At 52.5% G+C, this 25,752-nt stretch carries 25 protein-coding genes and 1 pseudogene; 11 read left to right on the top strand and 15 right to left on the bottom strand.

The window, feature by feature from the left end; translation table 11 throughout:
• Positions 1–7: 7 nt before the first annotated feature.
• Complete coding sequence (locus tag F3J39_RS12595; RefSeq protein ID WP_104085703.1) at positions 8–937, bottom strand: LysR family transcriptional regulator; 930 nt, start codon at positions 935–937, stop codon at positions 8–10.
• A gap of 66 nt (positions 938–1,003) precedes the next feature.
• Between F3J39_RS12595 and F3J39_RS12590 the strand changes: the two genes are divergently transcribed.
• Positions 1,004–1,621, top strand: a complete 618-nt coding sequence (locus F3J39_RS12590; protein WP_104085704.1) for a LysE family transporter — start codon at positions 1,004–1,006, stop codon at positions 1,619–1,621.
• 153 nt (positions 1,622–1,774) lie between these two features.
• On the opposite strand, the gene F3J39_RS12585 is transcribed toward F3J39_RS12590, so the two are convergent.
• The 5 genes and pseudogenes from F3J39_RS12585 to F3J39_RS12565 form a co-directional block, all read right to left on the bottom strand.
• Positions 1,775–2,026, bottom strand: a complete 252-nt coding sequence (locus F3J39_RS12585; RefSeq protein ID WP_247648264.1) for an NIPSNAP family protein — start codon at positions 2,024–2,026, stop codon at positions 1,775–1,777.
• A 305-nt stretch (positions 2,027–2,331) separates the two neighbouring features.
• Positions 2,332–2,847, bottom strand: a pseudogene (locus F3J39_RS18990) (cupin domain-containing protein).
• Between the two features lie 580 nt (positions 2,848–3,427).
• Positions 3,428–4,309: a permease gene (locus F3J39_RS12575; protein ID WP_108569758.1), complete on the bottom strand. Its 882-nt coding sequence runs from the start codon at positions 4,307–4,309 to the stop codon at positions 3,428–3,430.
• Positions 4,306–5,754 (bottom strand): FAD/NAD(P)-binding protein, encoded by a 1,449-nt coding sequence (locus F3J39_RS12570; RefSeq protein WP_108569759.1) that lies wholly within the window; start codon positions 5,752–5,754, stop codon positions 4,306–4,308. Before F3J39_RS12570 ends, F3J39_RS12575 begins: the two co-directional genes overlap by 4 nt.
• Positions 5,755–5,995: 241 nt before the next feature.
• Positions 5,996–6,841: an MBL fold metallo-hydrolase gene (locus tag F3J39_RS12565; protein ID WP_166714258.1), complete on the bottom strand. Its 846-nt coding sequence runs from the start codon at positions 6,839–6,841 to the stop codon at positions 5,996–5,998.
• 154 nt (positions 6,842–6,995) lie between these two features.
• Here F3J39_RS12565 and F3J39_RS12560 point away from each other — a divergent pair, with 154 nt between their 5' ends.
• Entirely contained in the window at positions 6,996–7,886 is an 891-nt protein-coding gene (locus F3J39_RS12560) for a LysR substrate-binding domain-containing protein (RefSeq protein ID WP_166714257.1), read from the top strand.
• Between the two features lie 189 nt (positions 7,887–8,075).
• Here the strand turns inward: F3J39_RS12560 and arsC are convergent, their stop codons facing one another.
• From arsC to F3J39_RS12545, 3 genes are all read right to left on the bottom strand, one after another.
• Positions 8,076–8,504 carry a glutaredoxin-dependent arsenate reductase gene (arsC, locus tag F3J39_RS12555; protein ID WP_166714256.1) on the bottom strand — a complete coding sequence of 143 codons (429 nt, stop codon included), beginning with the start codon at positions 8,502–8,504 and terminating at the stop codon, positions 8,076–8,078.
• A gap of 47 nt (positions 8,505–8,551) precedes the next feature.
• Positions 8,552–9,835, bottom strand: coding sequence for an arsenic transporter (locus tag F3J39_RS12550; RefSeq protein WP_104085710.1), 1,284 nt, complete (start codon positions 9,833–9,835; stop codon positions 8,552–8,554).
• A gap of 82 nt (positions 9,836–9,917) precedes the next feature.
• Entirely contained in the window at positions 9,918–10,271 is a 354-nt protein-coding gene (locus tag F3J39_RS12545) for a metalloregulator ArsR/SmtB family transcription factor (protein WP_065647628.1), read from the bottom strand.
• Positions 10,272–10,753: 482 nt separating this feature from the next.
• Here F3J39_RS12545 and F3J39_RS12540 point away from each other — a divergent pair, with 482 nt between their 5' ends.
• The 3 genes from F3J39_RS12540 to F3J39_RS12530 all read left to right on the top strand — a co-directional run bounded on the left by F3J39_RS12540 (position 10,754) and on the right by F3J39_RS12530 (position 14,405).
• Positions 10,754–12,232, top strand: coding sequence for a SulP family inorganic anion transporter (locus F3J39_RS12540; RefSeq protein WP_186368991.1), 1,479 nt, complete (start codon positions 10,754–10,756; stop codon positions 12,230–12,232).
• Positions 12,233–12,250: 18 nt separating this feature from the next.
• Positions 12,251–13,078, top strand: a complete 828-nt coding sequence (locus F3J39_RS12535; protein WP_166714255.1) for a universal stress protein — start codon at positions 12,251–12,253, stop codon at positions 13,076–13,078.
• 109 nt (positions 13,079–13,187) lie between these two features.
• The gene (locus F3J39_RS12530) at positions 13,188–14,405 is read left to right on the top strand and encodes an MFS transporter (RefSeq protein WP_166714254.1); all 1,218 of its coding nucleotides are present in this window, start codon (positions 13,188–13,190) and stop codon (positions 14,403–14,405) included.
• A gap of 102 nt (positions 14,406–14,507) precedes the next feature.
• Here F3J39_RS12530 and F3J39_RS12525 read toward each other — a convergent pair whose 3' ends face one another.
• Genes F3J39_RS12525 through F3J39_RS12515 form a run of 3 tightly spaced genes read right to left on the bottom strand, consistent with a single transcriptional unit; the run spans position 14,508 to position 17,305 of the window.
• Entirely contained in the window at positions 14,508–15,368 is an 861-nt protein-coding gene (locus tag F3J39_RS12525) for an SMP-30/gluconolactonase/LRE family protein (protein WP_104085712.1), read from the bottom strand.
• Between the two features lie 57 nt (positions 15,369–15,425).
• On the bottom strand, positions 15,426–15,893 hold the full coding sequence (locus F3J39_RS12520) for a DMT family transporter (protein ID WP_199181696.1): 468 nt from the start codon (positions 15,891–15,893) through the stop codon (positions 15,426–15,428).
• A gap of 5 nt (positions 15,894–15,898) precedes the next feature.
• Positions 15,899–17,305 (bottom strand): amidohydrolase family protein, encoded by a 1,407-nt coding sequence (locus F3J39_RS12515; RefSeq protein WP_166714253.1) that lies wholly within the window; start codon positions 17,303–17,305, stop codon positions 15,899–15,901.
• 129 nt (positions 17,306–17,434) lie between these two features.
• On the opposite strand from F3J39_RS12515, the gene F3J39_RS12510 reads away from it, so the two are divergent.
• Positions 17,435–18,352: a LysR family transcriptional regulator gene (locus F3J39_RS12510; protein WP_166714252.1), complete on the top strand. Its 918-nt coding sequence runs from the start codon at positions 17,435–17,437 to the stop codon at positions 18,350–18,352.
• A 93-nt stretch (positions 18,353–18,445) separates the two neighbouring features.
• Here the strand turns inward: F3J39_RS12510 and F3J39_RS12505 are convergent, their stop codons facing one another.
• Positions 18,446–19,636, bottom strand: coding sequence for an MFS transporter (locus F3J39_RS12505; protein ID WP_104085716.1), 1,191 nt, complete (start codon positions 19,634–19,636; stop codon positions 18,446–18,448).
• An 86-nt stretch (positions 19,637–19,722) separates the two neighbouring features.
• On the opposite strand from F3J39_RS12505, the gene F3J39_RS12500 reads away from it, so the two are divergent.
• The 5 genes from F3J39_RS12500 to F3J39_RS12480 all read left to right on the top strand — a co-directional run bounded on the left by F3J39_RS12500 (position 19,723) and on the right by F3J39_RS12480 (position 23,624).
• Positions 19,723–20,517: a helix-turn-helix transcriptional regulator gene (locus F3J39_RS12500; protein ID WP_104085717.1), complete on the top strand. Its 795-nt coding sequence runs from the start codon at positions 19,723–19,725 to the stop codon at positions 20,515–20,517.
• Positions 20,518–20,691: 174 nt separating this feature from the next.
• Entirely contained in the window at positions 20,692–20,997 is a 306-nt protein-coding gene (locus tag F3J39_RS12495) for a YciI family protein (protein ID WP_166714251.1), read from the top strand.
• Positions 20,998–21,060: 63 nt separating this feature from the next.
• Positions 21,061–21,663 carry a tyrosine-type recombinase/integrase gene (locus F3J39_RS12490; protein ID WP_104085719.1) on the top strand — a complete coding sequence of 201 codons (603 nt, stop codon included), beginning with the start codon at positions 21,061–21,063 and terminating at the stop codon, positions 21,661–21,663.
• 364 nt (positions 21,664–22,027) lie between these two features.
• Positions 22,028–23,002 (top strand): alpha/beta hydrolase, encoded by a 975-nt coding sequence (locus F3J39_RS12485; RefSeq protein ID WP_199181700.1) that lies wholly within the window; start codon positions 22,028–22,030, stop codon positions 23,000–23,002.
• A 331-nt stretch (positions 23,003–23,333) separates the two neighbouring features.
• Positions 23,334–23,624, top strand: coding sequence for a hypothetical protein (locus F3J39_RS12480; protein WP_104085721.1), 291 nt, complete (start codon positions 23,334–23,336; stop codon positions 23,622–23,624).
• Between the two features lie 105 nt (positions 23,625–23,729).
• Here F3J39_RS12480 and F3J39_RS12475 read toward each other — a convergent pair whose 3' ends face one another.
• Together F3J39_RS12475 and F3J39_RS12470 are read right to left on the bottom strand one after the other, a co-directional pair.
• On the bottom strand, positions 23,730–24,167 hold the full coding sequence (locus tag F3J39_RS12475; RefSeq protein WP_108569767.1) for a VOC family protein: 438 nt from the start codon (positions 24,165–24,167) through the stop codon (positions 23,730–23,732).
• Between the two features lie 570 nt (positions 24,168–24,737).
• The gene (locus F3J39_RS12470; RefSeq protein WP_233207435.1) at positions 24,738–25,295 is read right to left on the bottom strand and encodes a histidine phosphatase family protein; all 558 of its coding nucleotides are present in this window, start codon (positions 25,293–25,295) and stop codon (positions 24,738–24,740) included.
• Between the last annotated feature and the right edge of the window lie 457 nt (positions 25,296–25,752).

Here is a 25,752-nt window from a genome sequence, read left to right as displayed (position 1 = left end):
CCAGCGCTTAAGGGAGAACCAGAGTGCGCAGCCACGCAAGCAAGTCTGCCTGCAGGCTATCAGGCTCAAACGGTTCAGGTGACAGCAGGTAATAGCGGGAACCATCCTCAATAAACCCCTGCGGAGCCGCGAGGACACCGCTTTCGAGATCGTCACAGACCTGATACCAGGAACCAATCGCTACGCCAAGCCCTGCAACAGCGGCCTGCAGGCTGAAGTAAAAGTGGTCGAACGTTTGTCCTTCCGTCGCTGCGGCGGGCATTTCTTTGGCACGGGCCCATTCCTGCCATGCATCAGGGCGGGTGCGGGTGTGCAACCGCTTTGCGTCCCGGGCAGGCAGAAGACCTGCATCTGTGGCGTTAAACCACCGGCTGATCCTGTCAGGGCGGCATACCGGCCCGACCTTTTCCTCAAACAGTAACTCAGCATGATAATTTTCTGGCCAGGCAAAATCATTACGGCGAATAGCCAGGTCGGGGCCGCCGGTGAAGGAGACAGGTCCGCCACCGGCCGCAAGGTGGATCTCTTTACCAGCGTGCATTGCCTGAAAGGCTGGCCAGCGCGGCAATAACCAGCGCATCAGTAACGTCGGCTCACAGGACAGCACCCATCGCTGCTGCTGACGTGCGTCTGAGCGGAGCGAATCGACAGTCTGCCGTATGATATCGAACCCCTCATTTGCCGCACGGGCCAGCGTGCGTCCGGCATCAGTTAGATAGACGCGCTGGCTACGTCGTTCGAAGAGCAGTACGCCCAGATCCTCTTCCAGCAGACGCACAGCCCGGCTGACCGCGCCGTGCGTAATGTGAAGCTCAACCGCCGCTCTGCTGAAATTTTCCAAACGTGCAGCCGCTTCAAAGCTACGGAGCGCAATGAGCGACGGCAATCTTGGTGTAGATAGTGGTGAATCAAACTCACCATTTTTGTCAGAAAACATCGTTATCTGCCCCGCATAAAGAGACGGTAGAGTCTGATTAATAGACTTATTTAACTGGAGATAATTATGACTGAACTGCTAGCTGTAATCACCATCACTATTCTTGCCGTAATCAGCCCGGGTCCCGATTTTGCCATGGTTTCACGCAATAGTCTGATGCTATCCCGTCGGGCAGGCGTGTTCACGGCAATGGGGATCGGGCTGGGCGTACTCATTCACATCTCCTACACACTGCTCGGTCTGGGCCTGTTGATTCAGCAGTCACTCTTGTTATTCAACGCTATCAAACTGGCAGGTGCGGTTTACCTCATCTGGCTGGGCTTAAAAATGGTCCGCACAAAATCCGGTAGTGCAGTCACTGATAATCGGGTCGCTGCCCTGTCCGATCTGGCCGCACTCCGCATCGGTTTTCTGACGAACGCGCTCAATCCTAAAACGACCATTTTTGTTGTTAGCCTGTTTATGCAGCTGGTTAAGCCGGAAACGCCGCTGGCAGTGCAGATTGGCTATGGCCTTTTTATCGCCATAACGCATATCATCTGGTTCAGCCTTGTAGCACTTTGTTTTTCTATAGGAAAGGTGCGCGAACGCTTAATTAATATGCGTCACTGGATAGACAGAACGTTTGGCGCGCTTCTGATGATGTTTGGTGCCCTGCTGGCTGCAGCCAGCCGTATGCGTTAAATATGCTGCGTGCCGGCAAAGCACACCTTTACCGGCAGCAACGATTGTTGCCTTCCGTGTATAACCTGTATCAGGCTGGTCTCCGTCCGCCTTGTATCAGAAGCGGACGGAGACCAGGTAAAGTGATTTATCTGGCTCTGCGCCAGGGTATTTTCAGTGACTTAAAATAATCAGCTGACGTTGTTTACCAGACAGTAATGGCTTCATGAAACTGCGTTCATAGCTAAGGATGAACGTTTTCTGATTAGCTTCATCGAACAATTCAGCACATCCAGCCTTGCTCAAAATGGCTACTCTGTACTCTTCGTACTGCGCCAGACTCTCAAAGCTAAATAAACAGTCGGCTATGTTGTTTGCACCTTCCGATGGAAGGCAGTATCCATGATGAGTGCCCCATCGATTCAACAATTTCTATCCATTTTGAAGCGTAATTCCCGAAATCGGCCAATTGATAGGGGTCAATAATATATCTGACGTGACAAGTGATCATTCTCTTCCCTTAACTGTGCTAACCTATTTTTTGTATCTTACTCAAAGCGACTACCGCAATAACTTGAGCAAATTCTTATTTACCTGTTCTGAATGTCCGCGCCTCGCGCATAACAGACCAAATCTATATGTCAGCCCGCCCTGTGCCAGGAGCGGACTATTCAGTTTTGTCTCAACCGATCGGCGTCTGTAACTGTAATTCAGGCACAACCTTTTTCTGGCTACTTTATCACCGGGGTCTTTTTCAGAGACAGATTGTTCATAAACTCATCATCCAGGTGCAAATGTTGCCGGACACGTTCAGACGGCGTATTGGCCAGATACTGGTTAAGCGAAATATCGGCGTAATAATCGCTTTTAAGCAGCTCAGGAAAATGCAGCGTCCCTTTACCGGTATTTTCAATGTAGTGCCCCATCGCAAAAAGAATATAGCCAGCATCTCCGGCGCGGTAATCAAAACTCCTTGCCTGACCTGAAGAGGCAAATACCGCCCTTCGCCTTCAAGGTAGTATTGCCATTCATCATTATTAGGATGCCAGTGCAGCTCGCGTATACGTTCCGCTATCAGCCTCAGGCGGATTTACGATATCCGGATTCTCTGCTTCGCGGATAGGATCGTGTGGGCCAGGATCCCGCCCGCCGCTGCGGGTACCGGCAGGAAACGTCCTGACACTATTGTTATGCACCATCAACTGACCTGCCGCAAGCGCGACCGTACCGCCCGCTGCATAAGCCATAAAATGTCTTCTTATAAATGTTTTTCTCAGTCATCCCCTCTTCAGAAAGACATGTATCAATAGTCGTCTTTTTTTTACGCCATAAAGTTATAAATGCGCTTTGAAAACAGAGAGCAAAATTTTTGTAAAAAAGCAGACAGCAAAACGATGCCGCAACCTGCCAGAACCAAAGAATGCACCTGAGAAAATAACTTCTGTTTAATTGTCTTACATTTAAAAAGCAGATATCATTTTAATAATCGCACAAATAAACAAACAAAGACCACCCCTTGCCCCTCAATTATGCTGACCACCCGTAACAAAAGAAAATATCCTTACTAATTGTGGTATTCAGCAGCATTTGGTTAATTAAGTTGAGTGGAATCCCCGCTCGCGTTATTTATAGAACCCATACAAAAGAGCGACATGTAGTTCCTGAATGGCTTTAAAGGCCGCTTTCATTGTACATAATAAGTACAAGTGGGAGGTAAAAGAGGGATGAAGCACACTTAGCCAGTAAGATGGCTGGCAGGAAGCAGAAACCGGCTACGATAAGCAGGTATCGATAAGCCTGGCATCCTGTCCTGACAACCCCTCATCGTTAATTTATTGCTGCGCTCCAGGCGTTGAAACCCAGAATAGCCGCCGCGTAGAGACTTATCGCAATAATGCTTACACAAGTCCCGTATGTGATAGGTTTTGCTGAATTGCCAGTTCCCAGGTAGTGCGTTTCCAGCACGATAATATTTGCTGCGGGTGGCAGCAGGCAAAACAGATATAACGTTGCCGGATTATCAGCTATGAGCCTGAAGTTAAGTAATATTGCGAGGATAAACAGTAACGATATCAGCACGGCCATTACGATCGACCTGAGCAGAAACGGCCTGACCTCCTGCAAAACATCGCTGAACGAGAACCTGATTTTTGACAGCCAGAGCCCGAGCACGGCCATACCCAGAAAACTCATCATAAATTTCGCTACGCTATAGAGGTCTGCTCCCCAGCGGTTAACGTCGTGACTTAAGGGAATCAGCGCAGCGCCAATAAATAGCGCCAGCACCGGAGGAGTCTGAGCCAATTGCAGTAGGTTAAACCGGTTTCCTGATAGCATACCGGCCCCCACTGAATTTCCTACGATTGAACTGCCGACGTAGGCTGCAATGATTATGGTCGCTGCGTCATTACCAAACAGTGCGCTGGCAACAGGCAGCCCCAGCCAACCAATATTGAGGTAGCTGAAACAAAGACTTCTTACCGGATCGCGCAAAATTCGCTGGCAAGTAAAGAGCATAAACAGCATAGATACTGCCGCTGCAATGATAATGGTACTCATGCTATCAAATCGGGTAGATATATTAAAAATGATCACAACGGGGATAGCAACACGCGTCAGAATCCACGACGCCGCCGTTTTGAAATCCAGTGCAGTTTGTCCTACAAGCCAGCCGGCTAATAGATAAATCAGGGGAAAGAAAATAGTCACAATGCTTCCTTTGCGTCTGCTGAGCTGAATTCTATAGCCCACTGTTTAGCCCAGGTCTCCGCACAGCGTGCGTTGAACCAAAAGGCATTGGTTGAAAACAAACTTCCTTTATTGAGCGGCCCGATGTTAAACAAGCCAGAGACCTTACGGTTGTTTACCCTGCAATGAAAAGTCAGCGGGTCGATATTAATGCCGCCGCAGGGATGTTCTTCAATTAATGACTGGCTAAGCAGGTCATTCAACAATGGCTGTGTTGTTTGACCAATATCAAGCCTGCCTCCTGTTGCATCCCAAAAATGACGGAATGAAAGCGTTTCTGACCGGGTTTGCAATACATAATGGCTGTCAGTATGTTCCGGAGCAGCAAGCGCCTGATGAAACCTTACCCTCCCATGAGCAGAAGCCTCGATCAGTTCACCAAACACCTCCTGAGGTACCGGATGGCGCCAGGCGGCCCACACCGCACCGTACATTTTCATAAATCGCAGCTTTTGTTCGGATGTGAATGCGTTCCAGAGCTTGTGCATATACGGCCGTGTTGAAACCAGAACATCCTGCCAGGGCAGATCACCATTCTCCGCACGCGTAAGCAGCATGCGGAAATACCCGGTCTGCCGCTCCTCACGTAACAGGTTCATAGCAGGCCGGAATTCCCCTTTTTCTCTTAGAAGGTGAAACTCTTTGCGGAGGAGGCGGGAAAACACGTTCAGCATGTCTTCACTTTCCGCAGTAGCAGACATGATATTACGCCAGGTCAGGTGAACGGGTATGTAGCGAGCACTGCTTGTCAGGCAGGTCGGAACATAGCCGCTGCGTGAAAAGAGATGGATTTTTACCTGACTTTTGCCGAACGCATAGCGAAACGCATCAACAGCCGTGAGACCGCTACCGGCGATGATTAGCGGCGCAGAAGAAGACTGATCAAACTGCGTATAATGCGAAATAAAACCTGGCTTTCCAGCGAACGCCGGAAAGGCGCTTTCAGATAATGCCCCCAGGCACATCACAACGTTACGAGCGAAGAGTGTGTTACCGTTGTCATCGCACAGGGAGAACAATTCTCCCTGCTTCCTGATGCTCACCACGCTGTGGTGGAATTCATCAATTTTCAGTATCCCGGCCTGCTTAACGTCACGGTAAGTCTGGCGGATAAAATCTGAGTATCTGAGGCGCGATGGCCAGCGTTCACGGGAGTTAAAAGTGGTATGTAACCAGTGACCAAACAGTTCCGGTTCAGTTGATGTCACCGACATCAATCCCGGCGGGGTATTGACCTTATGCATGGCATCAGCATCACCAAAGGCTTTTCCTTTTGCAAAGCTGGCTGGGGGATTGAAAACGGCAATTCGCGGTTGAGCCGTTCTGATGTTATAAATTTCATCCTGTAGCTGGCTGAGTAAGCATGTTCCTGTCGCCCCCAACCCTACAATTGCAACGTCATACATGACTAATACGTCCTGTTAATCATTTGAAGTGCTTATATAACAACAAACCCCGGCCAAGGTAAATAAATCTCATTTAATGTAAATTTACGCAAAAACAACATTTAACTTTATGATTTTAATGATAATAATATCAGCATAGAAAGTATCGACTGTAATAATCTGCTATTTCGGAGTTTCGCATTGCACCCATTATTGATAACTTTTTCTTCTTTTATGAGCGCCTCCGTACAAACCTATACTTTTATTCCTGATGTAGCCTGCAAAGCAGATAGGCATCTCCAGACCACTGGAAACAGCAAAATCCTGTCTGGTCCAAATGCATACCGGCAATAACCAGTTTTTCATCCACAGCCTGTTGCAGCACTTTTTTTCGTGTCTCTTCAGCCTGCACAGGATCAACATCAAACATGATTGAAACGGCGGGAAGTGCTGACTGAATATAGGGAAAATGAACGATATCTCCCCATATTAACACCGCTTTTTTATCGGAATGAATATGAAATCCGGTGTGTCCTGGGGTATGGCCTGGCAGCCATACAGGGCGAATGCCCTGCACAACTTCATTTTCATTAAGCAGGCGTATCTTCCCGGCATAGGCGGCCAGGACTTTTCGGAACAGTGCAAAATTATGTTTGCCGCGCTCACTGGCTCTCTGTAGTTTTTCATTATCCTGCCAGTGCGCAATTTCAAGGGGATGAATATAGAGATCGGCTTTTTTATATACCGGCTCTCCGTTTTCATGCAGCAGACCGCCGATATGATCGGGATGACCGTGCGTCAGTAATATCCTGTCTACGTCATCAGGCAGAATGCCGAGCATCGTCAGCTTCTCCTTAAGCCTCCCACCCACGTTGTTTTGCCCGCCAGCGCCCGCATCTACCAGAATAGTGTGTCCATATCCACGGATGAGATAACCGTTAATATGGATATCACCCTGTCTCTCAATCCCGGCAGCGCACTGGATACTTGCAGCCTTTGCGACGTCAATACCTGAAAGAAGATCAAGCGTGGCCGCCATAGTGCCATCGCTCAGCGCAATAACCTGATAACCGCCAACCTGACAGGTCGGGAAACTATCACCGTGCATACATACCTCATAATAGTGCTGGCAGGCACCCGCTTGCCTGATATGTTTTCATCATGCTAAGCAACTGTTTTCCCAATTTAAATCGAAATTAATTCACTGATTAATGATATTTTGTCACTGTAAAGAATTTTGTATCAATAATCAGGCCGTATTAATGCTAAGAAAAATTCCCAGCAGTCGAGCCATGCTTGCCTTTGAAGCCGCAGCAAGGCATGGAAATTTTGCGCGGGCAGCGCAGGAGTTATCACTTACCGAAGGCGCAATCAGTCGACAAATAGCCCGCCTTGAGTCCATGTTAAACTGCAGATTGTTTGATCGCAGCGGAAGTCGCGTTACGCTCAATTCAGTTGGCGCCCGCTATGCAGATCAAATACGCGAATCGCTTGACCGGCTGGAAAGAGATACGCAATCGGTCATAGGTGTGCCAGAAGGCGGTAAGACTCTGGAGATTGCTGCCCTGCCAACGTTTTCATGCCGCTGGCTAATCCCGCGTCTGAAAAGCTTTTATACCCTGTATCCGGAAATTAGTGTGAACATCGCCGCCAGAACAGATCCTTTTATTCTTGCTGGCAGTGGTTTTGACGCGGTAATACATTTCGATCATCCGGCATGGGCAGGTATGTATATGCAGTTTCTTTTTCAGGAAACGCTGCTGCCTGTATGCCATCCGGCACTTCTGAAGAACAAAAAAGAGAGCGTGCCGCTTAATGAGCTGCCTCGCATTCACCGTCTTCAGAATCCGCAGGCATGGCAGTACTATGCGCAGGAAACCGGAATTGAACTTGATAACCCGGCGCAGGGAGTCCGCTATGATCTGCACGAAATGTCTATCGCCGCAGCGCTGTCAGTACAGGGCGTTGCACTGGTGCCGCGGATATATGTCGAAAAAGAGTTAACTAACGGCGAGCTTATTGCTCCCTGGCCTGAGTCTGCTTCACTCAGCAAAAAGTTTCATTTAATAAAACCGGCTTCAACAGGCATAAATGAAACGGCGCTGCATGCTTTTGAGCAATGGCTGATGACGGAAATTAATCCGAAAGCATAACGTCGCCGTTATTGATAAAACCAACTTCTGACGCTGATAACGCTCCGGACACGTCTCCGACCGTTGCAGAACTGCGCGTGCGGGTGCTCTGGTCGGAAGCAAGATGAAGGCACAGACTGACCCCTTCCCGCCGTCGTTTAAGGCCAGCTGTTTTTGCCTCTCCCGCTCTGTTGGCGGAATGCCAGGGTGTCAGTGGCCGATGCGGTTTCCGTGCTCATCGATAATCTGTTCACCATCTTCTTTCATCAATGCCCCTTTCTGTGGATCAGGCAGAATATCCAGAACGGCTTCAGACGGACGACAGAGCGCTGTACCGAGCGGCGTTACCACTACCGGACGGTTAATGAGAATGGGGTGAGCCAGCATAGCATCCAGCAGTTCGTCATCGCTGAACCGATCATCTGCCAGACCCAGCTGCTCAAACGGTTCCGTATTTTTGCGCAGCAGTGCGCGCACGCTGATTCCCATATCTGCAATCAGCGTCTGCAGCTCAGCGCGTGTCGGCGGCGTCTCCAGATATAAAATCACTGCTGGCTCCACGCCACTATTGCGGATAAGCGCCAGGGTGTTACGGGACGTGCCGCAGGCCGGGTTGTGGTAAATAGTAATGTCAGTCATCAGTCATACTCCATACAGGCGCTGCATGCACGCAGCCCGGATCACGTTTAAACAGACAGGCGCAGGGCCAGCGCGGCCAGCGTCACAAAAAGCACCGGCAGGGTCATCACGATGCCAACACGAAAGTAATAGCCCCAGCTAACAGTGATATTTTTTTGCGCCAGAACGTGCAGCCACAGCAGGGTTGCCAGGCTGCCAATCGGGGTAATTTTCGGGCCGAGGTCGCAGCCAATGATGTTCGCGTAAATCATTGCCTCTTTTACCGTGCCCTGAGCGGTACTGCCGTCAATAGAGAGCGCCCCGACCAGCACGGTGGGCATGTTATTCATGACCGATGACAGAAATGCCGTCAGAAAGCCCGTACCCAGCGTTGCCCCCCAGACGCCGTGCTCTGCAAAGCGGTTCAGAATGGCTGAGAGATCATCCGTCAGGCCGGCATTACGCAGACCATATACCACCAGATACATGCCCAGCGAGAAGATAACGATTTGCCAGGGTGCACCTTTCAGCACCTTACGGGTATCGATAACGTGTCCTTTGCGTGCAACCAGCCAGAGAATGAAGGCCGCCGCTGCCGCAACCAGGCTGACCGGTACGCCAAGCGGCTCCAGCGCAAAAAAACCGGCCAGCAGCAGAATCAGCACCAGCCAGCCGGTTTTGAAGGTCCGCCTGTCACGGATAGCGTCACGGGGCATTTTTAGCTTTGTCAGATCATAACCTGCCGGAATATCTTTGCGGAAAAACAGGTGCAGCATTACCAGCGTAGCCACTACGGAAGCCATATTCACCGGCACCATAACGGACGCATATTCGCTAAAGCCCAGTGTAAAGAAATCCGCCGTTACGATGTTGACCAGGTTCGATACGATGAGCGGCAGGCTGGACGTGTCTGCGATAAACCCAGCCGCCATCACAAATGCCAGCGTGGCACCTGGGCTGAAGCCCAGCGCCAGCAGCATGGCGATGACAATCGGCGTGAGGATAAGCGCCGCGCCGTCATTGGCGAACAGCGCCGCCACCGCCGCGCCCAGCAGAACAATATACGTGAACAGCAGCCTGCCTCTGCCGCCTCCCCAGCGGGAAACATGCAGTGCCGCCCACTCAAAAAAGCCGGATGCATCCAGCAGCAGGCTGATGATGATAACCGCGATAAACGTGGCCGTGGCGTTCCAGACAATCTGCCAGACCGCCGGAATATCCCCGATATGCACCACGCCCGTCAGCAGCGCCAGCGCAGCCCCGATAACAGCACTCCAGCCAATACTGAGTCCTTTCGGCTGCCAGATAACCAGCACCAGCGTCAGAACAAAAATTGCACCTGCCAGAAACATAGTCCCTCCTTCACCTCACAGAATAAGCACAGCGCAACCAGAAACGTTAAATATGGAAAAGCATATATGTATAGGTAAATTTTTAAATGCAGACAGGTTTGCCATTGGTCGTAGCGTTGTCCCGCTCAGCCTGCCGGCTAAGATGCTGGATGTCATCCTGCTGACACAGATAAGCCTGTTCAATCACGGCTGCAGCCCAGGCGGGCATGTGAGGGGACAGCCGGTAATGGATCCATTTGCCGTCACGCCTGTCGATAAGCAGGCCGCTGTCTCTGAGTAGCGCAAGATGCCGGGATACTTTGGGCTGGCTCTCTTTCAGTATCAGCGTCAGCTCGCATACACAGAGTTCACCTTTTTCACGCAGAAGCAGGACAAGCTTTAAACGCGTTTCGTCAGACAGCCCCTTGAAAAGCTGAAGAGGAAAAAGCTGAGGCATGATAACTCCGGGTAGCTGGCGTAAAAAGCCAGTGTGACTTTACGCGCAAATGCCGTCAACACATATGCATAAATTCATATATAAATACCAGGCTGATTCCATGTATGTTTCTGCGGTGACATGCGCAGACATGGTTAATATACACGCTGGTACCGCTGTTCGCAGCCCTGTTCCGCTTGCTGAAACGTTGACCTCTCACCGTTTTTGTTTATAGTTTAGTGCCTGTCCTGAGAGGGGCAGGCTTCGCCGTCAGCGCCCCGCCCCGGGTTTCGCTGGCTTATTGCAGTCCTGAAGGCACCCTTTTGCCGTAAAGGAGAACTCAAAAATCATGCGTCTTACGCCACCCTGAGTCGTCACCCTTCCCTGTCGCACTGAGTAGTTTCAGTCGCGCACTCAAAAACATCCCGTCTGCGGATGTGCTTTTTCGTCCCTGAATTTTTTGCCCTCACGGGCTGACTGTATCTAAAATCTGAGAAATTACTATGCTGCTGTCCTCGACGCGTAAGGACTGGCTGGGCAACGTCCGTGGTGACGTGCTCGCCGGTATTGTCGTCGCGCTCGCGCTCATTCCTGAAGCGATCGCGTTTTCCATCATTGCCGGAGTCGACCCGCAGGTCGGCCTCTACTCGGCCTTCTGTATTCCCGTGGTTATGGCCATCTTTGGCGGACGTCCCGCCATGATTTCATCGGCTACCGGCGCCATGGCGCTGCTGATGATAACCCTGGTGAAAGATCACGGCCTGCAGTATCTGCTGGCGGCATCAGTGCTAACCGGCCTGCTGCAGCTGGTCGCCGGCTACCTGAAGCTTGGCAGCCTGATGCGCTACGTGTCGCGCTCGGTCGTGACGGGCTTCGTCAACGCGCTGGCCATTCTGATTTTTATGGCACAGTTGCCGGAGCTGACCAACGTGACCTGGCACGTGTATGCGCTCACCGCCGCAGGCCTGGCAATCATCTACCTCTTTCCGTACCTCAATAAAACTATTCCCTCCCCGCTGGTCTGCATCGTGGTGCTGACCGCCATCTCCATGTGGCTGCATCTGGACGTGCGCACCGTGGGCGACATGGGCAAGCTGCCCGACAGCCTGCCGGTGTTCCTCATTCCGGACATTCCGCTGAACCTGGATACGCTGCTGATTATCCTGCCTTACTCCGCCGGCCTTGCCGTGGTGGGACTGCTGGAGTCGATGATGACCGCCACTATCGTGGACGACATGACCGACACCCCGAGCGATAAAAACCGCGAGTGCAAGGCGCAGGGCATCGCCAACGTCTGCACGGCGTTTATCGGCGGCATGGCGGGCTGCGCCATGATTGGTCAGTCGGTGATTAACGTAAAATCCGGCGGGCGCGGGCGTCTCTCCACCCTGACGGCCGGGCTGGTGCTGCTCTGTCTGATTATTTTCCTCCGCGATCAGGTGTCGCAGATCCCGATGGCGGCGCTGGTCGCGGTGATGATCATGGTCTCCATCGGCACCTTCTCCTGGCGATCCATCACCGACCTGCGCCGCCATCCGCTCTCGACCAGCGTGGTCATGCTGGCAACCGTGGTCGTGGTGGTGGCCACCGACAACCTGGCCTTCGGCGTGCTGACCGGGGTGCTGATTGCTTCGCTGAACTTTGCCACTAAGGTAGCGCGCTTTATGACGGTCAGATCGTCACGGGAGGGTGAGACACGGATCTATACCGTGACCGGCCAGGTCTTTTTTGCCTCCGCCGATCGCTTTATGAGCCACTTTGACTTCAGAGAAGCGGCAGAGCGCGTGGTCATTGACGTCACGCACGCCCACTTCTGGGACATCACCGCCGTTAGCGCACTGGACAGGGCGGTAATTAAGTTCCGCCGCGAAGGCGCTGAGGTAGAAATACCGGGCATGAACGACGCCACCCGTACCCTCGTTGACCGCTTCGGCGTGCATGACAAGCCGGAAGAAGCGGAAAAACTGATGGGCGGTCACTAACTGACAGGAGTTACAGCTATGAACAATACCGTTGTGGCCTGCGTGGATGGTTCGCCGTCAACCGGGCCAGTCTGTGACTACGCGGCGTGGGCCGCCGCCGGCCTTTCCGCGCCGCTGGCCCTGCTGCACGTGCTGGAAAAAGACGGTCATCCGGCCGTCTCTGACCTGAGCGGCAGCATTGGCATCGACAGCAAAGAGCTGCTGACCGAAGCGCTTGTGCGCGTGGAGGGTGAGCGCAGCCGCCTGCTTATGGCGCAGGGGAAAACTATTCTGGCTGGCTGTGCTGAACGGCTGGCCCGGGCGGGACGCCCGGAGGTACGCCAGCTGCAGATGCACGGCGCACTGGACGAAATCCTTGCCGGGCTGGATGACGTCAGGCTGATGGTGCTCGGACGACGGGGCGCAGAACATACGGTGGGCAGCCAGCTGGAAAGCGTCATCCGCCTGCAGAAAGCGCCCGTGCTGGTTGTGCCGGAAACGTTTATTGCGCCATCCCGGGTACTTTTTGCCTGGGATGGCAGCGAGGCCAGCCGCCGAAACCTGACCCGGCTGACCGTGAGCCCGCTGCTTCGCGGCCTGGCCTGCCATGTTGTGATGGTGAACGGCGACGATGCTTCACTCCATGATGCGCAGCACATCCTGCAGGCAGCCGGCATTGATGCAGAGTCACGGCTGATACAGGATGAATCCGTCTCGCGCGGGCTGTGCCGTTACGCGCAGGAGAACGGAACGGACCTGATCATGATGGGGGCCTGGGGACACTCCCGGCTGCGCCGCTTCTTTATCGGCAGTCACACCACGGCGATGCTGGCTGAAAGCCGTTATCCGCTGCTGATGCTGCGGTAAACGTTACGGGCCTGCAATCGCAGACCCTTTTCATAACGAGCCTCCGGAACACAAGTCCCGGAGCAGTTCATTTGTGCGGCGCCTTTGTCAGCCGTGCTCAGGGAATACCATGCGTCAGCTGTTTCGCTTTATGTATCAGCACGGCAGTCATCTCGCCTTTGGCGCGATACTGATGGCCATGTCGAGTTTTGGACAGACTTACTTCGTATCGCTTTACGGGCAGGACCTGCGTCAGGCATTCGGGCTCAGCGACGGCGGACTGGGCGGCCTTTATGCCGCGGGCACCGTGATGAGTGCCGTCACCCTGACATGGGCGGGCCGGCTGATTGACTACACCACTACCCGTCGATTCACCCTGACCGTTACCCTGCTGCTGATAACGGCGTGCCTGCTCGTCTCCGGTGCGCAGGCGGCATGGACGCTCTGTGCAGGCTTTTACCTGCTTCGCCTCGGCGGACAAGGCCTGATGGTGCATACCGCTCTGACGGCGACTGCGCGCCAGTTTCCGCTTGATGCTGGCAAGGCACTGGGTGCTATCGCACTGGGCCTGTCGCTCGCACAGGCGCTGTTTCCGTTGGCTGCCGTGCAGATTAACGCTCTGACGGGATGGCGCACTGCCTGGCTGATAAACGCTGCGGTTCTGGTGGCCGGCGTTGCGCTGGCTGTCAGCTGCCTTTCGCGCGCTGCCGAAAAGCCGCTGCGGACGTTCAGAAAGCGGGGCGCAGAGAAGGTTCGCGAAGCGTCAGTATGGAAGAACCGGAATCTGCTTTTTGCTCTGCCCGCAGTGCTGGCGTCACCTTTCATCACCACAGGGTTCTTTTTCCATCAGGCGCGTCTGGCAGAGGAGAAAGGATGGGCGCTGTCGTGGGTTGCAGGGTGGTTTATTGCTTACGCGATAACGCAGGCGGTTTCCCTGTTATCATTTGGTCCGCTGATAGACCGGCTGACGCCACGCCGTCTGTTGCCGTGGTTTCTGCTGCCGCAGGGCGCTGGCATGCTGACGCTGTGGCTCAGTAACAGCGTGTGGGTCACGCCGTTTTATCTCATCATGACCGGTATATCGTCAGCCATTGCGTCCACACTGGCGACTGCGCTATGGGTACAGCTGTTTGGCCCCGCGCAACTGGCAAAGGTGCGCTCGGCTGTTGAGGCGGGTACCGTGCTTGCCAGTGGTGCCTCTCCGGTCATCATGGGCGTTCTGATTGATAACCATATTGCCCTTCGGGTGCAGGCGCTGTTATGCCTCGTCTTTATACTCGCGGCCAGTCTGGTGGCAACCCGTGTCAGAGCTGGCGTACCGGAAAATGAAACTGATATTTCTGGCTGATCGGAACACGATACGTGAGGCAGGAAACACTGTCCGCTTTGTGCCAGAAGCGGACATTTTCTTTGAGCCTGAACTGGCAAAATTCTGTCAGTATCAAAACCGTTAAACTGGGTGTGCCGCAAAGCGCTTTTCAGGTAAGCCGGGGCTGACATCAGATTCAGCCTTGAGCATTGCACCGTCATATTCAGACAGCGCAGTAAGCCCCACAGAAGCAGTGGTGCAATAGAGACGGGTAAAACCCTCACCGGCAAGTGCCGGACAGGTGCTCTGCATTCCAGGTGATGTCAGAATAGCAGCGATGGTCCCATCCGGGCGGTAACGGACAACACGGCTCCCTCCCCATTCAGCATTCCACAGATATCCCATCGCATCCACGCAGCAGCCGTCAGGCGCGCCGCTGCCTTCGGTTTCTGCGAACACGCGCTGGTTTCGCAGCGAGGGATAATCACAGCACATTATCCGGCCCTGCATCGAGTCACAGTAATAGAGCGAGCCACCATCGGGGCTGAAACAGATGCTGTTCGGGATAGCCACATCGGGCAGTGCAAGCGTCTCAACAGTCAGCGTCGCCGCGTTGAGCCGGTGAAATCTACCGATGACTTTAACGGGATAACCGTCATCCATCGTTCCGAAGACAAAATTACCGGTACGGTCACACCGTCCATCACCTATGCGGGTGCCGGTGTCTCCCGGTGAAGGGGCCACCGGGGTAAGCAACCCGCTGTTGAGATCATAGAAAGCCAGCCTGGATGCAAATCCCATCAGCAGAACGTTGTTTTGTTCAGTCAGGGCAAAAGAGCCGAGACGTTCAGGAAGCGACCAGCGCATCACAGCGCCAGTGCCTTCTTCCAGTGCGAGCAGTTCACTGGCTTCGATGTCAGTCCAGTAGAGCCTGCGGGTTCTTTCACACCACAGCGGGCACTCTCCCAGCGTATTCCTGACATCAGCTGCGATTGATAACATGTTAAGCCTCCGGATTATTTAGGGTTTTACCGTTCGTCGGCAGGGTGGGTAACGCCGTTACTGCAGAAAACGTGCTGAGAGCCGCTCGCCGAAAAGCATGACGGCGAGTCCGGCCAGCATGACAACCAATCCCCCCAGCCTGAGTAACGAAACCGGCCGACGCACAGCCCCCAGCAGGCCAAAATGGTCAATCATCTGCGAGGAAAGTAACTGTCCGACAATAGCCAGCCCGAGCAGGGCTGAAAACCCGATTTTCGGTGCAAGCACGACATAGCTGAACAGAGCACATGCGCCAATCAGACCGCCCGCCAGACTCCATAGAGGCTGCGATGGGATTGCTGCTAACGATGTTATCAGCCCACCCCGCAGCAGGGCGTAAATACCCAGACTGAACGCGCCCGCCGTAAAGGAAAAAAGCGCAGCAGTGACCGGGTCGCCGCCCAGTCCTTTTGCCAGCTGGCTGTTCAGGGTCGTCTGCAGGGTGATCCCCAGACCTGCGGCAAAGGCGATTACGTAATAGATCATGCTTTTCATCCCGGCCAGTCTGACTGCTCCAGCGGCAGGAAGGTGTCAGCAAACATGTCAGGCTGGTAGCCAGAGGCGGTAAACAGGTGCTCACGTGACTCATCAATTGCCGCACGCAGTCGCGAGCTGTCCACGCCCAGCACCTTGCCGTTCTGTTTAAGGATTCGCCCGCCGATCATGACGGTATCGATGTTGCTGCGCTCGGCGGCATGAACCACCGTGCCAAAGGCATTGCCGGACGGGTAAAGGTTGAGGTCACTGGCGTTAATCAATACCAGATCGGCTTGTTTGCCTGGCGTCAGGCTGCCCACTTTGTCCCCTAACCCTGCACAGGCTGCGCCATCGAGAGTCGCGGCTTTAAGGAGTTGCGCCGCCGGAAGTGTTTTCAGCGCATGTTCAGAATCGCAGCAATGCTCCTGATGCATCCCCATCACCCGCTGAAGGTAAAAGGCAACGCGCATCTCCATAAACATGTCGGTGCTGTACGACGTTTCATTGTCTACGCTCAGGCCAGGACTGATGCCATGACGCTGCGCGGCCTCAATGGCGAACATTCCGCTTTCGATGCCATAGTGCGAATCTGAGCGTGGACAGACGTTCACCCGGACACCCGCTTCCCGCAGGATTTCCCATCCACGGTCAGGCAGCGCCGTGCAGTGATTGAAAATATTGTCCGGTCCCAGCAGCCCCTGCTGATGCAGCGACTCAAGTTCAGACCCCATCTCAGCCCCAAAGAACTCCGTGACAATCGGCAGTCCCAGCCTGCGAGCCTCGGCCCACAACGCTGGCTCCAGCTGCGCCATGACGGCGAGGGAGACCAGGCTTTCAGGGTCGCTGGTGAAATACTTCTCCTGCAGGCGCTGCCAGTTTCCCGGCCAGTGCGCTTTATCCCATTCGCCGGCTACCGGTGCGCCGGAAGCATGAATGGCACGAATGCCGGTATCAAGCAGGGCCTCGACGGCGGCATCGGAATGCGCTGCGGTGCGGCTGTTATGTGAATTATCAATCATCGTGGTAATGCCCGCGTCAATCGCACCCAGCGCCGTCAGAAGGTTACCGACATAGATATCTGCAGGGCGGTAATATTTAGCAAACGAGAAGTGCGTGGCGTTGCTGTAGTCGTCCAGACACGTGGCGTTAGGGTTAATGCGGCGCAGCTGACCTTCCCAGGCGTGACGATGAGAATCAACCATCCCCGGCATGGCAATCATATTTTTGGCATCAATGACGTGCGCATCCGGCGCGTCAAGATTCTGGCCCACAGCGGTAATCGTTGAACCGTTGATGAGAATATCACCGCGCTCAATGTTGCCGACGCTCTCGTCCATGCTCAGTATCGTCGCGCCACGAATCAACGTAGCCTGTGAAGTGACATTCTGATTATTAACAATATTTCTGATGTAACCGCTCATTGACTTGTCTCTTTCCTGATTCATGGGCAAACAATACGCCACACCATTAACCTGAAAAAGATGCTTAAAACGTTTTCATAATTCATAATTCGCGAATAATCAGACTCATATTTATTGCGGAACATAACCATGGACAGGATTCAGGCTATGCAGGTTTTCATGCGGGTTGCTGAAGCCGGAAGTTTTGTGCGCGCGGCCGAAACACTATCACTGCCCTCATCCACCGTCACCAGCACGATTAAAAATCTGGAAAAATATCTGCAGGTGCGCCTGCTTAACCGGACGACAAGGCGGGTCAGCCTCACGCCTGAAGGCCTTCAGTATCTGGCGCATTGCCGGGAAATCCTGTCGCTGATTGAACACACTGAATCCAGCCTGACCGACTTCGTACGGCGCCCCCGGGGACGGCTGCGTGTTGATATGCCCGGGGGTATCGCCCATTTTATCGTTATGCCCCGCCTGAAAGATTTTTACCGGCTCTATCCGGAAATTTATCTGATGATTGGGGTCAGCGACCGGCAGGTCGATCTTGTTCAGGAAGGCGTGGATTGCGTTATCAGAACCGGCGAATTAACGGACTCCACGCTGGTTGCGCGTCCGCTTGGCCGGTTTCGCTGGGTGACCTGCGCCTCGCCGGACTATTTAAGGGAATACGGTATTCCTGAGACGCCGGAAGCGTTATCGCAGCACAGAGCGATCCATTATTTTTCCGGTTCGGGAAGACGCACCAATGAACTGCGCTTTACACAAGGCACGGAGGCATTCTCCGTTCAGGTCGGGGGAAATGCGGCCGTTAACGAAACGGGACTTTACATCAGACTGTGTCTGGAGGGCTTTGGGCTGGCGCAGCTTGCTGAAAATGTGATTTCGGCGGACCTGCAGCAAGGCAAACTGACTGAGGTCCTGACGGACTGGCAGCCTCCTTCAGTGCCGGTGACGATGCTCTATCCGCATCAGCGTTTTCTCTCTCCTGCCGTGCGTGCTTTTGCTGACTGGGTCGCCGGGCTTTTTGATGATAGCGCGGCGGAGAATCGGTCTTCCCGGTAAAAGATGGCTCTGATAGCAGGAAGATGCTTCAGCACGATATTTAACCGCACCCACAGCAGAGGAGCCTGTTGTCCCCCTGCTGTGTCAGCAACTTCAGCCCGACTGCTGCGCAGGCTCCAGGTGCGCATTTCGTCCGGCAGCCATTCCGGTGCAGGCACCTGCGACCGCGATTGCTGCGGTCATCAGTAACGGTACCGTCCAGCCTCCGGACAGCTCCTGTACTTTACCCAGCAACAGTGGCCCCATTGCCGCCATCAGATAACCGACACTCTGTGCCATGCCTGACAGCGCGGCAGCATCACCGGCGTTTTTGGTACGCAGCCCGATGAAGGTCAGACCCAGCATCATACTGGCGCCAGAGCCAAAGCCGAGAAGCGCCGCCCACAGCATCGCCAGACTCGGCAAATACAGGATGCCGATACAGGACACTGCGGTTACCAGGCTGACGCCAGCAGCAGCTAATTTCTGATCGTTAAGACAGCGCAGCGTGGCGGCCAGAATCAGGCCGGGAATGGCGGTGGTCAGCTGAAGGATGCCGTGTACCTCACCAGCCTGAGCTGAGGAGAGTCCACTGTCCGTAAGAATGGCTGGCAGCCAGCCGACCGCAACATAAAACGGCATCGCATTCAGGCCCATAAACAGGGTGACCTGCCAGGCCAGAGGCGAGCGCCAGACCGCGACGGTCGCCGCTTTTTTCTCCCCCACAGCTGGAAGCTGATGCTTTTCCTTCAACTGGGGCAACCATAAAAGCAGCGCCAGCAGAGGCGCAATCACCAGCATGGCTAACGCGATGTTCCAGCCCCAGCTCTGCGTCAGAGGAATGACAATGGCTGAACCAATAGCACCAGCCGCGCCCATGGTGATGGAATATGCACCCGTCACGGAAGCCACTTTGCCGGAAAAGTCACGCTTTATAAGGCCAGGCAGAAGGACATTACCTAGGGCAATCCCGATACCTATCAATAGGGTTCCGCCATAAAGCGCCCAGACACTGCCTGTGGATCGAAGCAGAATGCCGGCTGAAATCACGGCGAGTGCACCAAAAAGGGTGCGTTCCAGACCGTACTTCCTGGAGATGGAGGCGCTCAGGGGTGAAAAGGCGGCAAAGGCCAGTAAAGGCAGTGAGTTAAGTAACCCAGCGGCAGTAATACTTAGCCCAAAATCTTGGCGGATGGACTCTAAAACGGGTGCAATAGCGGTAAAAGGAACACGCAGGTTAATAGCGATAAAGAGGATGCCGGTCACAAGTATGACTGAAGACCCCTTGTTCGTAGTGTGGGACATAAACTGTGCTTTCTCTGAAAAAAGAAAGACTTTAAAGTACGCATGAGTCACAGAATACAGATAACCTGACAACATATAACTAAATCATGCCAGCTCATAAGAAACCGGTGACCTCGCCGGAAGAATTTACAGCCGATGCATTCAGTCAGGCTGCTATCGCCCTGCATGTATCTTCGTCTGGCGAGTATGCCGGGCAGGGTCCGCACGCCCATCGTAAAGGCCAGCTTATTCTCTCTTTGCGCGGTGCAGTAAGCTGTGAGGTTAAAGACGCGCTGTGGCTTGTTCCACCGGGACATGCTGTCTGGGTACCGGGTGAAATCCCTCACAGCTGCCGGGTCACAAAGAATGCAGAGACCTGCTTTCTGTTTATCGAACCCGGCGCGGCAGCGATGCCGGAAACCTGCTGTACCCTGGCGATTAGTCCTCTGGTCCGCGAGCTTGTTCTGTATCTGGCAGAGCAGGAACATGCTTATTCGCCTGACAGTAAAACCGCGAGGCTGGCAGCGGTGCTGCTGGAACATATACCGGACGTGCCGGTTAAAGCGCTCCACCTGCCTGTATCCGGCCATCCTAAAATCAGAGCTATGGCTGAGAGACTTTTTAAGGATCCTGATGACCGGAGGACGTTAAAAGAGTGGGCTGTACACCTGGCAACCAGCGAGCGATCGCTGGCCAGGCTGATAAAAAATGCCACAGGACTGAGCTTTGGTCGCTGGCGTCAGCAACTGCATTTAATGGTTGCCCTGAACCATCTGGCTGAAGGGCTGTCTGTGCAGCGCGTAGCCGGTATGCTGGGTTATGATTCGGTTAGTGCGTTTATCACCATGTTCAGAAAAGCGCTGGGGAAGTCACCGACTCAATATTTTTCATCTCTAAACTAATCCAAAACGACACCAACCGGAATTTTATAAACAACGCCAACGTCCGCTTCTCGCTCTTACCGGACGTTCATCTGATTCCGCCCACTTTGTGCCAAAAACGGACGTCAACGCTTGATAAAAAGTCATCTTCAGTGCTTATTAATTTTCAGGAATCGCCATCCAGAATGCTGAAAAATGGGAGAAGGAATGCTTTTCGCAATAAGGTTTACGGATCACCCAAGTGAATACAATGTCAGAAAACAATATCTCAATCCTCATTTGGACTGGTTAAAGCAAAAACGAGGTGTGGTTCTTGCTGCTGGTTCATTACGTGAAAAACATAACGATCAACCTGTCGGAGCTCTATGGGTTGTGAAGGCTGACCATGAAGAAGAAGCCTTATCCATATTTTCCGATGATCCTTTTTGGATCCATGGTTTACGAGCATCGGTTGAGGTTTTATCGTGGAACCTCGCTTTTGAGGACATGCTTAACGGTTAATGTCTGCTTTTCGCTCATATGGGACAACCATAATCACATCTCCTAACCCTAAGGAGATTGAGCATGACAACATCCCCCTGGAACAAGGGCCGTATTATTGGCCAGAAACGGCCTCTTCAGATCTCTCATATCTGGGGAATCCGTATCAGACTTGAGCTGGAAGGAAAAGTACGCGATTTAGCTCTGTTTAACATGGCTCTGGACAGTAAACTTCGGGGCTGTGATCTGGTTAAGCTAAAAGTTTCTGATGTGGCCTATGGGCACTCTGTCTCGGGCAGAGCGACAGTGCTGCAGCAAAAAACGGGAAGCCCCGTTCAGTTTGAACTGACTAAGGGAACCAGAGAGGCTGTGGCAGCGTGGATCAAAATGGCTCATCTACGTAGTAGCGACTATCTGTTCCAGTCCCACGTCGATTCTTCACGACATATCTCAACCAGGCAATATAACCGTATTTTTCATGGATGGATTGATAAGCTGAGTCTCGACGAGACTCTGTACAGTACGCATTCTATGCGAAGAACCAAGCCATATCTGATCTATAAAAAAACGAAGAATCTTCGAGTGATCCAGCTACTGTTAGGTCACAAAAACCTCGAAAGTACAGTCCATTATCTCGGTATTGAAGTGGATGATGCTCTGGAGATAGCTGAGTCTATTGAAGTTTAATTTGTGAGGGCTGCAACAGCAGCCCTGTGCCAGAAGCGGACGTTGACAGCCCGGCACTGCAGTGGCTGCCCTGAAGCTGGACGCAAGTGATTCTTCAGTTTCAGGCCTGACTAAATTTGGCTCCGCAATCCAAAATATATAAAATATTTTCATTTAATTTGTGACGTTCATCCTCTCCATGTTTTCATACCCTCAACAAAAAAACACCTTAAAATCAGGCTCCGTTTAGCATTTAAACTATAATCAGGTTTCATCATCTGGATTCGTACGGATGCTTTTTCACTGACCTGATACAGTTAATGGTTAAGGATATATCATGAATAAAGTGACCTTTGCCCTGATTAGCAGCAGTATTTTTCTGGCGATGAGTGCGGCCGGTGCGGCCTCAAACGATGTTCATCTGGAGCATCACACGCAGTCTTTCGTTGACCAGCTGAACAGCGGTAACGGAAAACCCATCGAGAATCTTTCACCGGAGGAAGCCCGCAAAGTACTGTCCGGGGCGCAGTCTTCAGTTAAGGTAGATCTTTCCGGCGTGGCAACCTCCAGTAAAACCATTCAGGTAGATGGCAAGCCTGTGGAGCTGACCATCGTCAGGCCTGAAAATGCCTCAGGAAAGCTGCCGGCCTTTATGTTTTTCCACGGAGGAGGATGGGTTCTGGGAGATTTCCCGACGCATCAGCGCATGGTCCGGGACCTGGTCCTTGCGTCCGGTGCGGTTGCCGTCTTTGTAAACTATACCCCCAGCCCGGAAGCACACTATCCGGTTGCCATAAACCAGGCCTACGGTGCCACAAAGTGGGTCGCTGAACATGGCGATGAAATCAGTGTCGACGGTAAGCGCCTCGCGGTCGCGGGAAACAGCGTTGGCGGAAACATGGCGGCAGTGGTAAGCCTGATGGCAAAAGAAAAACACGGACCTGACCTGCGTTACCAGGTGTTGTTCTGGCCGGTAACCGATGCCAAATTTGACACAGCCTCCTACGAAAAATATGCGACAAAGCGCTTCCTGACCCGGAATATGATGAAGTGGTTCTGGGATAATTACACAACCAGCGATGCGCAGCGCAATGAAATATACGCTTCACCGCTCCGTGCTTCAGAAACTCAACTGAAAGGCCTCCCGCCAGCGCTTGTACAGACGGCAGAGAATGATGTGCTGCGGGATGAAGGTGAAGCTTACGCCCGTAAGCTTAACGCAGCCGGCGTGGACGTGGTTCAGGTGCGTTATAACGGCATGATACATGATTACGGACTGCTGAATGCTCTCGCCGAAGTTCCTGAAGTTCAGGCCTCACTGACTCAGGCGGGTAGTCTGCTTCGCGAGCATCTGAAATAGTTTTAGCGGGCTGCTCAGAATGCTGACCAGCCCGGTTTTACTCTTCCTGAACCCTTCTTCATGCCGTAGATCAGTGCGATTATGGCAATCACAGATATAACACCAAATCAGACATTTCATCCCGAAAGACTATTACGCCGGAAAATAACGTCTGCTGTTCGCTCTTTGCGGACGTTAAGGTACGCAGCGGGCTGAGTTCTCCCGGAGTTGATCGGGACGGGGCTCAGAACAGTAAGCGCATTTGCTTAGGACATATCTCAATTGCCCGTTATTTGTTCAGAAACACCTATAATTTAAGTTATCTTAAATTACACATCTGTCAGGTATCGCTATGGCCAGTTATACAGTCCGGATTGAGCTAAAGGAGCAGACCGAAAAAGCGCACATTGAGCTGATGTTTGCCATGCTTGAGAACGGTTTTTCACGAAGCGTCGTCTGCAGGCGGGGGTTCACGTATGCCCTGCCGACGGACGAGTTCGTCTACGTGGGTTCTGAAAAGATTACGGATTTAATGAGCCGGGTATGCACCCTGCTGAGCAGCTTCAGTGAGGCGCCCGTCGTGCTGATAACCGGTGCCGGAGAGCGGTGCTGGTCAGGACTGCGTGTGATTGACCTTGAATAGTCCAGCCCTGTTCAGCAGCTCCGGCCGTCGCGCTGCAGAATGATGCCTGGCCCGGCGACCGCCTGCATGTGCGTCATACCAGTACGCGGTGACACGATGTGGACTTTATTGACCCTGCTCCATCAACTCTAGTGTCTGTCCATCGGGGCTTTGTAAATAGATTACTCTGGTTCCCTGCATGGGGCCTGATAAGATTGTCTGAGGTTTACCTGGTGTCTTCCAGCCATACTCAGATGCTTTACTCAAGAGCGTATCAATATCCTCAACTATAAATGCAAGGTGAGCATAGCCAGGGATATAAGGTACTGAAGGTTCTTCTGGCTGTTTGATGTTATCGTATTGCAGTAATTCAATTTTGATGCCAGCCAGTTCAAGCAACGCCATTCGCACATCAGCGCCCCTTGCGCCTGTCACTTCATCAATGATAGGCCCAGACATTTTTCCTTCGCGTAATAACTTTGCGCCAAGAATATCAGTCCAGAAAAATAATGACTCTTCAATGCTTCTGACTGAAAATCCGACGTGATCTGCTTTTTTTATCATACAATTACCTGCTGTGCGCGACTGCATCGTAAACCAATATCAATTATAGAAAACCTGAATGTTCGCTGTGAGCAAACATATCTGAATGGCTTAATTGAACATACTACTGTCCGGACCCGGGTACTGCTGTTGCAGTCAGAAAAGATTCTATTCCTGTATGCTTAGACACCCTGGACGACGTGCTCCGGAGAACAGAAAAACCGTTGAGCTGATTTCTATGTCAGAACTACGCGGTCACGGCCCGGCGTTGGGTAGAGCAGCTCTCACCGGTCCGGCCGTAAAAATGACGATGCAGGTTATCTTTGTGGTTGCGGATTCTGAGCGTGCATATGCAGGTATAGCGCGTGCTAAGGCATCAGGAAGGTGATCCTGACGTAGAGAGCATATGTGTTTCTTAACATTCAGAAGGGGCAGAAAGCATACATGTCCCCAGACAAGCAGCACAACGACTGATAGTATAATTTTCAATCAAAACGAACCGTAGCGGTTGTATCTGTTTGTTGTGTGCCGGAAACGAAACGACTCATTTCCAATGTCTGAACAGGCCAGATATGCCCTTTCCATATTTACTTACTGAAGCCTGTAGCTACTTGCGTTCCAGTAACCACTACCCTGACAACGATATTCTTTAAAACCCAATGACCTCAGTTCCCTTGCAATTAGCCGATTCATTACTCCATGTCCCATAAGCAGCACGGGACCGTCAGATCTTTTTGCAAACGCTGCAAGGATACCCGCAGCCTGAATAGCACGTTTCTTTGCTGTTCCGACGCGCTCTACGTCACGGGATATGCCGCATAACCACATGACGCGGAAAAAAACAGCCCATACGGTCGGTGATAGCCTGAAACCGGGCATAGGAAATACCGGCAGATCTGCTTCCCTGAAAACCTCATCAATGACATCCGGTTCAAGGTCTAATGCTTTCAGGGAAGAAAGTGCTCTGGGAAGAGGGATACTGAGGATTTGCGATGCGCTGAACGCCAATGATTCACTGGACTCAGGCGGTATATCTTCTCCTGTATCAGAACGATCATAATCTGCAATCCAGTTGGACATTTCACGGCTCGTTACTTTCGCAGAGCCTGTAAAAGCGGGCTTTCCATGACGCATTAAAATAATTTCCATACAACGCTTCTTGCTTATGGTCCTTCCAGGCGGTCAGACTAACGCGATAAACATATGACGCACCACTACTTTGTCCAGGATTGATACTGATCGATGAGATGATATGATATGTCAGGTGATAATCACTGTATGAAAAAGTAAATACCTTAATACACACCTCACACCGTCATGATGTCCGCTTCTCGCCCATAGCGGACATCAGCCCGATGTCAGTCCGCTTAGCGCCACAACCGGACGGTTTACGTCGCTTCCCGGTTTGCCGCAAGGCGAAACCGGGGTCTGCCCGCTGCCTTCGTGACCCTGTTCACACTCTGTTCAAATAAAAAGCATAGCCGCTACCAGAATGATGATAAAAACACCGCCGATGGTCCGTTAAGTTAATTTATTGTTAATATATTGATTAATTTATGTTAATAAAATGCAGGTTTTCGGCCCCGTAGAATAGCAACCCGACTCA

Origin of the sequence: Pantoea sp. Acro-807 (assembly GCF_011752675.1) — a bacterium.
GTDB classification, from domain to species: domain Bacteria; phylum Pseudomonadota; class Gammaproteobacteria; order Enterobacterales; family Enterobacteriaceae; genus Pantoea; species Pantoea eucrina.
The sequence above is the reverse complement of the archived record's forward strand: the minus strand, read 5'-3'. Positions and strand labels throughout refer to the sequence as shown.